This is a genomic window from Paenibacillus rhizosphaerae (assembly GCF_014192015.1).
In the GTDB taxonomy this organism is placed as follows: Bacteria; Bacillota; Bacilli; order Paenibacillales; family Paenibacillaceae; genus Paenibacillus_AQ; species Paenibacillus_AQ rhizosphaerae.
Window position 1 is genome coordinate 208,916 of sequence record NZ_JACHXJ010000002.1, and the last position, 14,129, is coordinate 223,044.

12 protein-coding genes are annotated in these 14,129 nt (G+C 55.3%); 10 read left to right on the forward strand and 2 right to left on the reverse strand.

Features of this window, described 5'->3' with window-relative positions:
* Positions 1-93: 93 nt before the first annotated feature.
* Both FHS19_RS09405 and rpsT read right to left on the reverse strand, forming a co-directional pair.
* On the reverse strand, positions 94-1,308 hold the full coding sequence (locus FHS19_RS09405; protein WP_183581658.1) for an MFS transporter: 1,215 nt from the start codon (positions 1,306-1,308) through the stop codon (positions 94-96).
* Between the two features lie 264 nt (positions 1,309-1,572).
* Positions 1,573-1,845 carry a 30S ribosomal protein S20 gene (rpsT, locus tag FHS19_RS09410; protein ID WP_183581659.1) on the reverse strand — a complete coding sequence of 91 codons (273 nt, stop codon included), beginning with the start codon at positions 1,843-1,845 and terminating at the stop codon, positions 1,573-1,575.
* A gap of 229 nt (positions 1,846-2,074) precedes the next feature.
* On the opposite strand from rpsT, the gene gpr reads away from it, so the two are divergent.
* The 10 genes from gpr to dnaK all read left to right on the forward strand — a co-directional run bounded on the left by gpr (position 2,075) and on the right by dnaK (position 14,061).
* On the forward strand, positions 2,075-3,070 hold the full coding sequence (gpr, locus tag FHS19_RS09415) for a GPR endopeptidase (protein WP_183581660.1): 996 nt from the start codon (positions 2,075-2,077) through the stop codon (positions 3,068-3,070).
* A 131-nt stretch (positions 3,071-3,201) separates the two neighbouring features.
* Positions 3,202-4,584, forward strand: coding sequence for a stage II sporulation protein P (locus FHS19_RS09420; protein ID WP_183581661.1), 1,383 nt, complete (start codon positions 3,202-3,204; stop codon positions 4,582-4,584).
* 21 nt (positions 4,585-4,605) lie between these two features.
* Positions 4,606-5,007, forward strand: a complete 402-nt coding sequence (locus FHS19_RS09425) for a hypothetical protein (protein WP_183581662.1) — start codon at positions 4,606-4,608, stop codon at positions 5,005-5,007.
* An 82-nt stretch (positions 5,008-5,089) separates the two neighbouring features.
* The gene (lepA, locus tag FHS19_RS09430) at positions 5,090-6,907 is read left to right on the forward strand and encodes a translation elongation factor 4 (protein ID WP_183581663.1); all 1,818 of its coding nucleotides are present in this window, start codon (positions 5,090-5,092) and stop codon (positions 6,905-6,907) included.
* Between the two features lie 99 nt (positions 6,908-7,006).
* Positions 7,007-8,203, forward strand: coding sequence for a radical SAM family heme chaperone HemW (gene hemW / locus FHS19_RS09435; protein ID WP_183582868.1), 1,197 nt, complete (start codon positions 7,007-7,009; stop codon positions 8,201-8,203).
* Between the two features lie 72 nt (positions 8,204-8,275).
* Positions 8,276-8,743 (forward strand): N-acetyltransferase, encoded by a 468-nt coding sequence (locus tag FHS19_RS09440; RefSeq protein ID WP_089548229.1) that lies wholly within the window; start codon positions 8,276-8,278, stop codon positions 8,741-8,743.
* 106 nt (positions 8,744-8,849) lie between these two features.
* Positions 8,850-9,884, forward strand: coding sequence for a heat-inducible transcriptional repressor HrcA (gene hrcA, locus FHS19_RS09445; protein ID WP_183581664.1), 1,035 nt, complete (start codon positions 8,850-8,852; stop codon positions 9,882-9,884).
* Between the two features lie 14 nt (positions 9,885-9,898).
* On the forward strand, positions 9,899-11,452 hold the full coding sequence (locus FHS19_RS09450) for a TCP-1/cpn60 chaperonin family protein (protein ID WP_183581665.1): 1,554 nt from the start codon (positions 9,899-9,901) through the stop codon (positions 11,450-11,452).
* Positions 11,453-11,517: 65 nt separating this feature from the next.
* Positions 11,518-12,141: a nucleotide exchange factor GrpE gene (gene grpE, locus FHS19_RS09455; protein WP_183581666.1), complete on the forward strand. Its 624-nt coding sequence runs from the start codon at positions 11,518-11,520 to the stop codon at positions 12,139-12,141.
* 66 nt (positions 12,142-12,207) lie between these two features.
* The gene (gene dnaK, locus FHS19_RS09460; RefSeq protein WP_183581667.1) at positions 12,208-14,061 is read left to right on the forward strand and encodes a molecular chaperone DnaK; all 1,854 of its coding nucleotides are present in this window, start codon (positions 12,208-12,210) and stop codon (positions 14,059-14,061) included.
* The last annotated feature ends 68 nt before the right edge of the window (positions 14,062-14,129 follow it).

Genomic DNA, 14,129 nt, shown 5'->3' on the forward strand with positions numbered 1-14,129 from the left:
GGCAAACAGCCCCCAAACCGGAAGAACGGCAGCGGGGGCTATTTTAAATGGTTTCATGGTTCGGATCAATCTTATGGCGAAACACAAACGATTCTAGCCGTCTATAGCTTTAGTCGAGGCCTGCTGAGCGGACAAGCTCCCGTAACGCTGGGACCAGTAGGCGAGGCCCATCGTCAGCAGCAGGAATAACCCCGTGATGAGGAACACGGTATGAATGCTGAACACACCGCTGATTGCACCGCCTGCAAGCGGTCCCAACATGCCGCCGAGCTGGTTCGCGGTCTGGTTAAGGCTGAAGGCCCTTCCGCGGAAATCGCTCGGCGTAGACCGGACGACAAGCCCGTTCAGCGCCGGGAACACGGCGCAGAAGAAGCAGCCGTACAGGAAGCGGACGACCGAGAACGCCCAAATGTTATGAAACGGGATTTGCAGCAGCGAACCGACGCCTCCGGCAAACAAGCCGATCATCAGTATTTTCTGAAACCCGACCTTGTCGGCCAGCTTGCCCCAGCGCGGGGCGAAAATGATGCTGGCGATCCCGACAAGCGAGAAGATGAAGCCTGCCAGGATGGACGCATCCGACGCCGAGTGGCCGATCTCCACAATATAGAGGGAGAGCACCGGCTCGATGGTCATGACCGAGAACTGCGTCACCATGGTGAGCACCAGAACGATCATCAGCATTTTGTTGACAGCGGCCTGCTTTAGCGTGTTAAACACCGAAAGTTTGCCTTTGCTCGGGACGAACTTTTCCTCTTTGACGTAAAAGATAACGAGCAGCGTGGCCAAAAAGCACAACACGCCCGCGCTGCCGAAGGCCAGCCGGTTGTCGAACACCTTGGAGAGCACGCCGCCGAGCAGAGGCCCCATGATGCTTCCCGTTGCCGTGGCCGTGGACATGGTGGACAGCGCGTAGCCGACCCTTTTCTCCGGGGTGTTGGTACCGACGATGGCAATGGCCCCGGGAATAAACCCGGAGAGAAGCCCCTGCAAAATACGCAGGATGAGCAGCTGCACCGGATGCGTGACAAACGCCGTCAGCAAATAAATGATGCACAGCACAAATCCTGCGCGGATGATCATCGGCTTGCGGCCGTATTTGTCGCCGACGGATCCCCAGAACGGGGATGAAAGCGCTCCCGCAAAAAACGCTGCGCTGAACAGCAGGCCGGACCACATCTCAATGTTTTTCGTGACACCGATTTCAATCAGAAACAAGGGAAGAAAGGGTACCACCATCGAGAAGCTTGAGGACACGATCAGCGAGCCGAACCATAAAACCCATAGATTTTTCTTCCAGCTTTCCATAGACGTCATCTCCTGTTAAACCTAGTATACAGCACATGGGTTGTACACTTGCTTCGTGAGGCTGCTTCGAACATGGCTGTCCGTGCTATATAAAAGAGCAAAAGGCACGCCGCTATGGCGTTGGCAGCTCTGTACGCGTTTATCGGAAATTTTTTTGCGACTATATTCATTTCTTCAGTTCATTCGATCCACAAAATTTAAAAGTCCTGATCAGCTTGGGAGCTGCTCAGGACTTTTCCATTTCATCGTATGGATAGCGCTCCCTTAGGCTTGTGCACTGAGAGCGTTAAGTTTTTTCGCCAGGCGGGACTTCTTGCGGCTGGCTGCGTTCTTATGGATCAGGCCTTTAGTTACGGCTTTGTCCAGTTTTTGGGATGCAGCTTGAACAGCAGCTTGAGCAGCTTCGACTTCATTATTCGTCAGCGCAGAATCGGCAGCCTTCACAGCTGTACGAAGCGCGGATTTTTGGGAAGCATTAAGCGCACGGCGTTTGTCGCTTGTTTTCACGCGTTTAACGGCGGATTTAATGTTTGGCATTGCATTCACCTCCTGTAAGGCATTCGAATAGCTCGAAATGATTCACAACTTAAAATAGTTTAGCATGGGGTACTCTAAAAAGCAATACTATCATCGCGTTCCAAAGGTTTGGATTTTAAGAGGCGCATCGACCGGCAGCGTATAAACGGTGTCCGGTGTAAAAGGTTTTGCATAAACTGGCCGCCGCTCCCGCAAACTATCCATAACAAGCCAAAGGAGGCAGATATATATGGAGTTGGATTTGCAGCGCTATTCCGTGCGGACCGACCTGGCGGTCGATGCCAGGGAAATGGCGGGACATGCCGGACCGATCCCGGGGGTTGATGAAGAAATCACGGAGAAGGACGGCATCAAGATTACCCGACTTAACGTGCTGAATGAGGCGGGTTCCCAGGCTATTGGCCGCGTCAAGGGCCATTACGTTACCTTGGAGGTTCCCGGACTCCGCAACGGGGACACGAAGCTGCAGGAGCAGGTGGCCGAGGCCTTCGCCCGGGAGTTTGAGGATTTCCTGGCGCTCATCGGCATTCAGAAGAAACAGACGGTTCTCATCGTCGGGCTTGGCAACTGGAATGTGACGCCCGATTCGCTGGGACCGCTTGTGGTGGAGAACGTTCTCGTCACCCGGCAGTATTTTCAGTTGATGCCGGACCAGGTGGCCCCGGGATACCGGGAAATCAGCGCCATTGCCCCGGGGGTGCTTGGACTGACCGGGATCGAGTCCAGTGAGATCGTGCAGGGCATCGTGGAACGGACGAAGCCGGATCTGATCATCGCGATCGACGCGCTGGCGTCCAAATCGCTGGAGCGCGTCAACACGACGATCCAAATCGCCGACATCGGCATTCATCCGGGCTCGGGCATCGGCAACAAGCGCCGCGGCCTCACCAAGGAAGTGCTTGGCGTTCCGGTCGTTGCCATCGGCGTCCCGACCGTATGCTACGCGTCGACAATTGTGAACAATGTCATGGAAATGATGAAGAATCATTTCGGCCAGGAGACGAACCAGACCCGGCAAATCATGGGGATGCTGGACGATATCAATGAGCAGGAGCGCCTAGTTCTGGTCAAGGAAGTGCTCGAACCGCTCGGCCACGACCTGATCGTCACGCCGAAAGAGATTGACGAATTTATCGAAGATATCGCCAATATTGTCGCGAGCGGCTTGAACGCCGCGCTGCACGACGCGGTAGACCCCGGAAACACGGGGGCCTACACCCACTAAGAGGTGCAGCCCCTCCTCTCTCTTCTATCATAATGAGGAAGCCCGAATCTATCGGGCTTTCTTTTTTTGGTTCTATCGAATCTCTCCGGCTCATAGAGTTGAAGTATAAGAGATTTCAGGAGGACAACAGAATGAAGAGGAATGGTTTTCAGCTTTGGAATATCGGCAAATGGAGAGCCAGACTGCTGTATATTCTGTCTATGGGACGTACCTTTGTGCTGCTGGTGGTCGGATCGCTGCTGTTTTTCCTGCTTCTGGGATTAGGAGGGATGGCCGAGCAGAAAATCAACGATTCTCCGGTTTCTTCCATGAAAGGATTCGCCGGCTCCGTATCAAGCAATTTCTTCATTGATATGTTAGGCATGGAGCTGCCCCACCTGAATAAAGAAAAAGGGAACTCGACCTTCTCCGGGGAAAACATGACGACTTTCGTATTCCAGATGCTGACCAGCGTCAACCCTAAGGATCCGAAAAGCCTGCTGGCCCGGGAAATGCCGGGCATGGGCGCGAACGATCCGGTCCTGCTGAGGCATTCGGCAGGCAATGACAACGTCGTTCCTCCCGAAGATTATAATCCGCCTGCGGAAACGGCGGGACAAACGGATACGGCAGGAAAAAGCAATAACACTTCAGCCGATCCCCAGAAGAACGGTGCCGGTCAGGCCGAGACTGATCCCGGAAAAAACGCCGGCTCGGGCAAAGACACGGCGATGGAGCCGAATGACCCGCCGGTTCAAGAGCCGGAAGCAGGCGGCAAGAAGGGTTCCGGTGAAGGATCGCCTGCCAAGGACCATGGAGGCTCGGGACAATCCTCGGCGGTGAATTCCAAAAACAAATCGATCCTGATCTATCACTCCCATCCGAGGGAGGCGTACAATCCGCTGCTGAGCAAAACCAGCGACAACCCCAGCTCTACGTCTCCTTCGCAAAACGTCATGCTGGTCGGAAGCTACATGGCCAAAAAGCTGGAACAGCTTGGCATCGGGACCGCCCACTCGGAGCAGGACTACATGACGACGGTAGCCGATTATAATTATAACTTTTCTTATAAATATTCCCGTGAGACGGTGAAGGCAGCGATGAGCGGGAACAGCGGCATGAAATACCTGATCGACATTCACCGGGATTCTCAAGGGCACAGCCGGACGACAAAAGACATTAACGGTAAAAGCTACGCGCAGGTCTTCTTCATCATCGGGCACGGCAACAAAAACTGGCGCAAAAACGAAGCCTTCGCCAATTCCATCCATGAACGGTTGGAAAAGGCCTATCCCGGATTGTCCCGCGGCATTTGGGGGAAGGATTCCTCCATGGGCAACGGGGAATATAACCAGTCGCTGTCGGAGAACAGCATTTTGATCGAGGTCGGCGGGATCGACAGCACCGATGCGGAGCTGAAGCGGACGTCGGAAGTTTTGGCACAGACGATCGCCGACGTCTATTACGCGGATCAAAAGGCGGAAAAGGCCAGTGCCGGTCAAACGGCCCCCGCCAAGAAGGATAATAAAAGCTAAGAGTGCACGGGAGGTATGATCATGTCAAAATGGGCTAAAAAAGTGTGCGTGCTTGGAATTTGGGCGGGCATCGGCGTTCTGGTCGGCATGCAGCTGGCCAGTCCGGATGCTCCTTCGCCCGGGCCGCAGGCGCAGACGGCGGCTGCCGCTGTGCAGGCGGGGCCGCAGCAGGGTGCTTCTCCGCAGCAGCCTTCCCAGCCGCGCCAAAGCTCGAACCGGTTCAAGGCGGCGGACGAGCAGCCGCAGCAGGAACAGGTCGAGGTCCAGGACTGGCATGAGAAGACACCCGAGCAGCTGCTGGTGGACCAGAGCGGCACCCCGACGGTCGATGTGCTGGCGGATAAGACGGCAGGTCTGCTGCAGGAGCTGTCCCAAAAGGGAATTCGCCTCGTCGTCTCCCTCTTCAGCAACGTAACGGAATAATGCGAGCAGGTGGGATTGCTGGCCTTTCCTCCAACTGTTATAATGAATTGATTACACATCAGGCTGTTTTTGGGGGTAAGGCATGACAGACGTACAAGCAAGGCAAAAGAACATTCGAAATTTCTCCATTATCGCCCATATAGACCACGGCAAGTCGACGCTTGCGGACCGTATTCTTGAGTATACGGGCGCCCTCACCTCGCGCGAAATGCAGGATCAGGTGCTGGACCAGATGGATCTCGAACGCGAGCGCGGGATTACTATCAAGCTTCAGGCCGTTCACCTGACTTATCGCGCCGATGACGGCGAGGAATATTTGTTGAACCTGATCGATACTCCCGGACACGTCGATTTTACGTACGAGGTTTCCCGAAGCCTGGCCGCCTGCGAAGGTGCGCTGCTGGTGGTGGACGCCGCCCAGGGAATCGAAGCGCAAACGCTGGCCAACGTCTATTTGGCACTGGATAACAACCTGGAGATTCTTCCGGTCATTAACAAAATCGACCTGCCGAGCGCTGATCCGGACCGCGTGAAGCAGGAAATTGAAGACGTTATCGGTCTGGATGCAAGCGATGCCGTTCTGGCCTCGGCGAAGGCCGGCATCGGCATCAAAGAGATTTTAGAGCAGATCGTCCGGCAGGTACCGCCGCCAAACGGCGATCCGGATCAGCCGCTGAAGGCGCTCATTTTCGACTCGCATTATGATCCTTACAAAGGCGTCATCGTGTATGTGCGCGTCATTGACGGCAGCATCAAAGCGGGCTCGAAAATCAAGATGATGGCTACGGGCAAGACGTTCGAAGTCATCGAAGTCGGCGCGTTCAAGCCGCGGATGACGATCGTGGACGAGCTGAAGGTCGGCGATGTCGGCTTCATCGTGGCGGGCATCAAACACGTAGGCGATACCCGGGTCGGCGATACGGTCACCGATGCCAAGAATCCGACACCCGAGGCGCTGCCAGGCTACCGCAAAATCAATCCGATGGTATACTGCGGCTTGTACCCGATCGAGACGTCCGATTACAACGACCTGCGCGAGGCGCTGGAGAAGCTGCAGCTGAACGACGCTTCGCTGAGCTTCGAGCCGGAGACGTCGAGCGCTCTCGGCTTTGGCTTCCGCTGCGGCTTCCTCGGACTGCTGCACATGGAAATTATCCAGGAGCGGATCGAACGCGAATTCAACATCCCGCTCATTACGACGGCGCCGAGCGTTATTTACCGCATTACGCTGACGAACGGCGACACGATCGAAATTGACAACCCGTCCAACTATCCGGAAATCGGGAAAATCGAATACGTCGAGGAACCGTACGTCAAGGCGGCCATCATCGTGCCGAACGATTATGTGGGCACCATCATGGAGCTGTGCCAGAACAAGCGCGGAGAATTCGTCAACATGGAATACCTGGATACGACCCGGGTTACGATCACGTATGAAATTCCGCTGTCCGAGATCGTGTACGACTTCTTCGATCAGCTGAAGTCCGGCACGAAGGGCTATGCTTCCTTTGATTACGAGCTGTCCGGCTACCGCCGCTCCAACCTCGTGAAGATGGACATCCTGCTGAACGGGGAGCAGGTCGACGCGCTCTCCTTCATCGTGCACCGTGACCGCGCGTACCACCGCGGACGCGGCATCTGCGAGAAGCTGCGCGAGCTCATTCCGCGGCAAATGTTCGAGGTGCCGATCCAGGCTTCGGTCGGGACGAAGGTCGTGGCCCGCGAGACGGTCAAGGCGATGCGAAAGAACGTGCTCGCCAAGTGTTACGGCGGCGATATTTCGCGGAAGCGGAAGCTTCTCGAGAAGCAGAAGGAAGGAAAGAAGCGCATGAAGCAGGTCGGCAGCGTCGAAGTGCCGCAGGAAGCCTTTATGGCCGTCCTGAAAATCGATGACAACTAGTCGGATTTTACCAAGCTTATAGAGTAACATTTGACCATTCCACGGGAGAGCCGCTGCGGCTTTCCCTTTCTAAATATAAGGAGGGAATTTGCGATGGCGATGTTGAATCCGCAAGGGACGCCAAGAGTTAAGTATCAGGGGAACCGTAAACCCCAAGCGGTTTATCTGCACATTCCCTTTTGCACGAACAAATGCTTTTACTGCGATTTCAATTCCTATGTGCTGAAGAACCAGCCGGTGATGGAATATTTGCAGGGGCTGGAGCGGGAAATGGAACGAACCGTCAAAGAGGTTCCGCCCGGTAAAATAACGAGTATCTTCGTCGGCGGGGGAACCCCGACCGTGCTGAAGCCGGACGAAATGGAGTATTTTCTGAAGTCGGTCAAGACGTATTTCCCGGACTGGTCGGAAGATATTGAATTTTCGATGGAGGCGAACCCGGGAACAACCGACCCCGAGAAGCTGGCCGTGATGAGAGCCGGCGGCGTTAACCGCGTAAGCTTTGGCGTGCAGGCGTTCCAGAACGAGCTGCTGAGCGGTATCGGGCGTATCCATGATACGGATGATGTGTACCAGAGCCTGGAGAATGCACGCAAAGCCGGCTTTGACAACATGTCGATCGACCTGATGTTCGGTCTGCCCAACCAGACGGTGGACATGCTGGCAGAGAGCGTGAGCAAGGCGCTTGCGCTGAACCTGCCGCACTATTCGATCTACAGCTTGAAGGTGGAGGAGAATACCCTTTTTCATACGATGTACCAGAAAAATCAATTGCCTTTGCCCAATGAAGACGACGAGCTGAAGATGTATTTGCTGCTGATGGAGAAAATGAAGGAAGCGGGCTACGAGCAGTACGAGATCAGCAACTTTGCGAAGCCCGGATTCCACAGCCGCCACAACATGGCCTACTGGCTGAATGAAGATTATTACGGTCTCGGCGCGGGTGCTCACGGTTATGTCGGCGGCATGCGGCATATGAATATCAAAGGGGTTAATCCATATACGGAAGCGACCAAAGAAGGATTGCCGAGAATGGAAAGCTTCGAGGTGCCGCGGGAAGAGGCGATGGAGGATTTCCTCATGGTCGGCCTGCGCGTCTTGAAGGGAGTGTCCCGGACGCATTTCGAAGAGCAATTCGGCGTTTCGATGGAAGACATGTTTGCCAAACCGCTGCATAAAATGCTGAATGCGGGGCTGCTCGAGGAGACGGGCGACGGATACCGCCTCAGCGAACGGGGAATCTTGTTCGGCAACGACGTTTTCGGCGAATTTATAGGCTCGCTGACGGCAAAATAACCGCTTGAACTTCTATGCGTGTTGTTGTATATTTATTCATATCGTTGACAGCACGTGTGAGGGGGAATGGCGATGCCGGCGGTAGTTATTTGCCGTAAAGCGGTGCCAGAAGACGTAGAACCGCTTTTCGAAATGATCGATGGTTATGCACAGAAGGGGATCATGCTGCCGCGCTCTCGCAAAGTGCTTGAGAAGCAGCTGGACCAGTTTGTCGTGGCCGAGGCGGACGGGAAAGTGATCGGCTGCGGCTCGCTCTGCCAGTTGGGCGCAGACCTGGTGGAGATCCGCTCCCTGGGAATTGCGGAAGGGCATAAAGGCATGGGAATTGGCTCCAAGCTGGTGAGCAAGCTCACGGAAGAGGCGAGAAGACAAGGCATTCCCAAAATTATGGCCCTGACGTACGAAGTATCGTTTTTTCTGAAAAACGGATTTTCCGTAGTGGAAAAAGAGATTTTTCCCGAGAAGGTTTGGACCGATTGCGTGAACTGTGCCAAGCAGCATGCATGCGATGAAATAGCTGTTCTTAAGATGCTGAACTGACTTGACAATGCTCAGGTCAGTTTGGTATTTTTGTATTAACGCTTAGCACTCATCTCTTTAGAGTGCTAACGATGCTCGAAATGAAGGTCACCAAGGGGGGAATGGTATGCTTACCGAACGTCAGAGAATGATACTGAATGCCATTGTGGACGACTATATTCGTTCCGCTGAACCCGTAGGCTCCCGCAGCATTTCGAAACGAGGCGATGTCGGCTACAGTCCGGCGACGATCCGTAACGAAATGGCTGATCTGGAAGAGCTGGGCTTTTTGGAACAGCCCCATACTTCGGCCGGCCGCATTCCATCTCATAAAGGTTACCGGTATTATGTCGATCATCTGGATCCGGCCTATTCGGCGCCACCGGGGGAAATCCGCTTGCTGCGCAAGTTTTTCGCCGAGAAGCTCAGCGCGATGGAGCAGGTGATCCAGCATGCAGCCATGATACTATCCCATATGACGAATTACACTTCCATCCTGCTTGGACCGGAAGTTTTTCATACTTCACTGCGGCATTTTCAGCTGCTTCCGCTTAACGAGGAAACCGCCGTCGCGATTATCGTGACGAGCACAGGTCAGGTGGAGAACAAGACGGTTCAGCTTCCGCCGGACGTGCCGGTCTCCGAGATCGAGAAAGTTGTCAACCTGCTGAACAGCAAGCTGATGAATGTACCTATATATAAGCTGAAGACAAGATTATATACGGAACTCGGGCAGGAGATGGAGCGCCATATTTCCAACTATGAAGAAATCATGAAGGTGCTGGACAACATATTCCTGGACGGTGAGGCCGACCATCAACGCCTGTTTTTGAGCGGAACGACCAACATGCTGACCCAGCCGGAGTTCAAGGACGTCGATAAAGTGAAGACGATCCTGGACCTGCTCGAAGAGACGCCGACGCTTACGAAGATGATGGCTCCCCAGGATGGAGGCGGGATTCAGGTGCGGATCGGCACGGAGAACGATCATGAGGCGTTTGCCAACTGCAGCCTGATCACGGCGACATACTCGCTTGAAGGGGAAGCGCTCGGAACCATTGGCATTTTGGGCCCGACCCGTATGGAATACGCCAGGGTGATGAGCATTTTGAACATATTGTCCAAGGATCTGACGGCCATGCTGTCACACTGGTATAAATAAGGGGGAGAGGACGGATGAGTCAAGGCCAGCAGCCGGTTCGCGAAGGTGAAGAACGCTACGCGGCCCTGCTTAACAACAGCAATGCGGTCCGAGCCATCACCTCTGCGGTGGAAGGGACGCTCGGCCCCAAAGGGCTGGACGTCATGCTGGTCGGCTCCCGCGGGGAAGTCATTATTACCAATGACGGCGTGACGATCCTCGACAAGATGGACGTAACGCATCCCGCCGCCAGACTGCTGATCCAGGTAGCCCGCAGCCAGCAAAAGCAGGTCGGCGACGGAACGACGACGGCAACGGTGCTCGCGGGTGCGCTGGTGCAGGAAGGCGTCGCGCAAATCGTCAGAGGCGTCCCCGCTTCCAAAGTGGTCGCCGGCATGCAGCAGGGCATTCGCCTGGCGGTGGAAGCGCTGCGGCGCCGGACCCGGGTTATTGAAGGGCTGGACGATCCGCTGCTTGCCAAGGCGGCCTATGTCGCCGGACGCGAGCGCGAAGATATCGTCCGCCTTGTCATGGAAGCCGCTTCGAAGGTGGGGACCCGGAAGCTGAGGGAACCCGGCTATTTGCTAGCCGATGCGGTTACCGCCCACGAGAAAGGCGATAATGAAGTATATGAAGGTGTTCTGCTGAAGCAGAAGCCGCTTCATTCGCATGATAAACCCGTGCTGAAGGGCACGCGGATTCTCGTCCTGCATGACGCGCTCGAGCCGGAGACGCTGGATGAAGAGGTTCTGACGACGGAAGCCGGCTTCGCCCGGTACATGGAACTGCGCGACCGCTTCAGCAGCGAGCTACATGTTCTGGCCGAACTCGGGGTGGGGCTTGTTCTGCTGGAACGGGGAATCCATCCCGATGCCGAGCAGTTCTGCATGGACCACGGCATCATGGTGGTGCCGCGCGTGAGCCGCAGCGATCTGCTGCGCGTCAGCGAGATGACGGGGGCGGTGCCCATGCGACGCACCGCCTTACATAAGGAGCGCGATTCGCTTGCCAAGCTTCTGGGGAATTCCCCCTATGTGGCTTATGACGAAAGGCTGGAACGCGTGCGGGTCAGCAGCGGGGGGCAGGAGCGCGAGCCGTTTGTCACGCTGATCGTCGGGGCGAGCACCGCGGAAGTCGTCGGGGAATCCGCCCGAATTGCCGCGGATGCTGCCTCGGCTGTACAAGCCGCCGTCTCCGGCGGGGTGCTTCCCGGCGGAGGTACGGCCGAGCTCGCCGTCTCCTACGAGCTGGAGCATCAGCGGGAGGCGGTGAAGGGCATGGAAGCCTTCGGCATTGCCGCCGTGGCGGCTGCGCTGCGCAAGCCCATGGCGCAAATTTTGTTGAACGCCGGCTACAACCCGCTGGAGAAGATGGAGGAAGCGCGTGCCGCCCAGCTTGCGGAGGACTCCGATTCCATGGGCATCGACTGCGATACCGGGCTCGTCATTCGCTATGAGGAGCGGGGGATCGTCGATCCGGCCCTGGTCAAGATTCACGGGCTGGAGGCAGCGGGTGAAGTGGCGGCCGCCGTGCTCCGCATTCATAATGTCATCAAAATGAGAGGCTATGGCGGTCAGGACGAAGATTGAGTTCTTCGGGACCGCATGGGCTGATGAACAAAGCATGATCAGTTTACCAAGGAGGTGAAGACATCTTGAAAGAAAACCAACCATTTCAAGAGAATGAAAACGAATTGAACCAACAAGCGAATGAAGAAGTGAATGAACATACAGCCGAGGCGGAGGCAAGCCAAACTGGCGAGACGGCTCCGGAGGATGCTTCCGAAGGGGCGGCTGCGGAGAATGAAGCATTGGACCCGGCTGCTCTGAAGAGCGAAGTGGAGCGTCTGCAGGGGCTGGCTGACGATTATCAGCAGCGTGCCATCCGCACGCAGGCCGACTTCGATAATTTCCGCAAACGGACCCAGAAAGAAAAAGAGGATCTGGCCAAGTACGCATCCTCTAAGCTGGTGACCGAGCTGCTGCCTGTTGTCGACAACTTCGAACGGGCTCTCGCCGCTGCCGGCGAAGGCATCGAAATGGAGTCCTTTACGAAAGGCGTAAGCATGATTTTCCGCCAATTGGAAGGCGTTCTTCAAGCAGAAGGGCTGCAGGCCATGGTTACTGTCGGCGAGCCGTTTAATCCGGAATATCATCAAGCCATCATGCAGGTGGAGAGCGATGAATACGAGGAAGGCATCGTCGTTGAGGAAGTGCAAAAAGGCTATATGCTGAAAGATAAAGTGCTTCGTCCAGCCATGGTTAAAGTCAGCATGTAAATCACTGCTGTTTAACATATAAGTATTGATCTACCATTTCTTATATCCCAAAGGAGGAAACCATACATGAGTAAAGTTATCGGTATTGACCTTGGTACGACAAACTCCTGCGTAGCCGTCATGGAAGGCGGCGAGGCTGTCGTTATCCCGAATCCGGAAGGCGCGCGTACAACTCCTTCGGTTGTCGGCTTCAAGAAAGACGGCGAGCGCATCGTCGGCGAAACGGCAAAGCGCCAGGCGATCACTAACCCGGACCGTACGATCATCTCGATCAAACGCCACATGGGTACAAACCATAAAGAAACAATTGACAGCAAAGAATACACGCCTCAAGAAATTTCCGCTATGATTCTGCAAAAGCTGAAGTCCGATGCCGAGGCATATTTGGGCCAACCGGTAACCCAAGCGGTTATTACGGTTCCGGCATACTTTAATGACAGCCAGCGCCAAGCGACCAAAGACGCCGGTAAAATCGCCGGTCTCGAAGTGCTGCGGATCGTCAACGAGCCGACGGCTGCGGCGCTCGCTTACGGTCTGGAAAAAGCGGAAGATCAAACGATCCTCGTATATGACCTTGGCGGCGGTACGTTCGACGTTTCGATCCTGGAGCTGGGCGACGGCTTCTTCGAAGTTAAAGCGACGAGCGGGGACAACCGCCTCGGCGGCGACGACTTCGACCAAGTGATCATCGATTACCTCGTGAGCGAATTTAAGAAGGATCAAGGCATTGACCTGAGTAAGGACAAAGCGGCGGTTCAACGTTTGAAAGACGCTGCGGAAAAAGCGAAAAAGGAACTGTCCGGCGTTCTGACGACGACGATTTCCCTGCCGTTCATCACGGTTGTAGACGGCGTGCCTCAGCACTTGGAGGTTAACCTGACCCGCGCCAAATTTGAAGAGCTGTCTGCCGATCTCGTAGAGCGCACTCTTGGACCAACCCGTCAAGCGCTCAGCGATGCGGGGATGAGCTCCAGCGATATCGACAAGATCGTCCTGGTCGGCGGTTCCACGCGGATTCCGGCCGTACAGGAAGCGATCAAGCGTCTGACAGGCAAAGAGCCTCATAAAGGTGTTAACCCGGACGAAGTGGTTGCCCTCGGTGCCGCGGTGCAAGCCGGCGTGCTGACAGGCGACGTCAAGGACGTCGTGCTTCTCGACGTAACTCCGCTCTCCCTCGGTATTGAAACCGCAGGCGGCGTATTTACGAAAATGATCGAGCGCAACACGACGATCCCAACCAGCAAGTCGCAAATTTTCTCGACGTATGCGGATAACCAGCCAAGCGTTGAAATCCACGTCCTGCAGGGCGAACGCCAAATGGCGGCGGGCAACAAAACGCTCGGACGCTTTATCCTGGGCGACATTCCGCCTGCACCCCGCGGCGTGCCGCAAATCGAAGTTACATTCGACATCGACGCCAACGGTATCGTAAACGTATCGGCTACCGATAAAGGAACGAACAAAACGCAGAAGATCACGATTACGTCCTCGAGCGGTCTCAGCGACGATGAAGTGGAACGCATGATGAAGGACGCCGAGGCACATGCCGAGGAAGACCGTCAGCGTAAAGAACTGATCGAAGCGAAGAACAACGCCGACCAGCTCGTGTACTCCACGGAAAAAACGATTAAGGACCTTGGCGACAAGGTGGACGCTTCCGAAGTCGAAAAGGCTAATGCGGCGAAAGACAAGGTCAAAGCGGCCATCGATTCCGACGACCTGGAGCAGATCAAATCCGCGACCGAAGAGCTGACCGAAATCGTGCAGCAGCTGTCCGTGAAGCTGTATGAGCAGGCCGCTCAAGCGCAGCAGGCTCAAGGCGGCGAAGGCAATGCCGACGGCGCAGCAGGCTCCGCGAAGAAGGACAATGTCGTTGACGCGGACTACGAGGTTGTTGACGAGGACAAAAATCAAGGTTAACCTATAGAAAGTTATGTTCAGGAATAGGGAAGTCAAAGCCGGGGCATCCCGCTGCTTTGGCTTTCCTT

Excerpts from the sequence above, each read along its gene's own strand:
- FHS19_RS09440 (WP_089548229.1), top strand. The coding sequence starts at position 8,276 with ATGCCGGCGGTAGTTATTTGCCGTAAAGCGGTGCCAGAAGACGTAGAA.
- gpr (WP_183581660.1), top strand. The coding sequence starts at position 2,075 with ATGGAGTTGGATTTGCAGCGCTATTCCGTGCGGACCGACCTGGCGGTC.
- rpsT (WP_183581659.1), bottom strand. The coding sequence starts at position 1,845 with ATGCCAAACATTAAATCCGCCGTTAAACGCGTGAAAACAAGCGACAAA.
- FHS19_RS09450 (WP_183581665.1), top strand. The coding sequence starts at position 9,899 with ATGAGTCAAGGCCAGCAGCCGGTTCGCGAAGGTGAAGAACGCTACGCG.
- hrcA (WP_183581664.1), top strand. The coding sequence starts at position 8,850 with ATGCTTACCGAACGTCAGAGAATGATACTGAATGCCATTGTGGACGAC.
- FHS19_RS09425 (WP_183581662.1), top strand. The coding sequence starts at position 4,606 with ATGTCAAAATGGGCTAAAAAAGTGTGCGTGCTTGGAATTTGGGCGGGC.
- FHS19_RS09405 (WP_183581658.1), bottom strand. The coding sequence starts at position 1,308 with ATGGAAAGCTGGAAGAAAAATCTATGGGTTTTATGGTTCGGCTCGCTG.
- lepA (WP_183581663.1), top strand. The coding sequence starts at position 5,090 with ATGACAGACGTACAAGCAAGGCAAAAGAACATTCGAAATTTCTCCATT.
- FHS19_RS09420 (WP_183581661.1), top strand. The coding sequence starts at position 3,202 with ATGAAGAGGAATGGTTTTCAGCTTTGGAATATCGGCAAATGGAGAGCC.
- hemW (WP_183582868.1), top strand. The coding sequence starts at position 7,007 with ATGTTGAATCCGCAAGGGACGCCAAGAGTTAAGTATCAGGGGAACCGT.
- dnaK (WP_183581667.1), top strand. The coding sequence starts at position 12,208 with ATGAGTAAAGTTATCGGTATTGACCTTGGTACGACAAACTCCTGCGTA.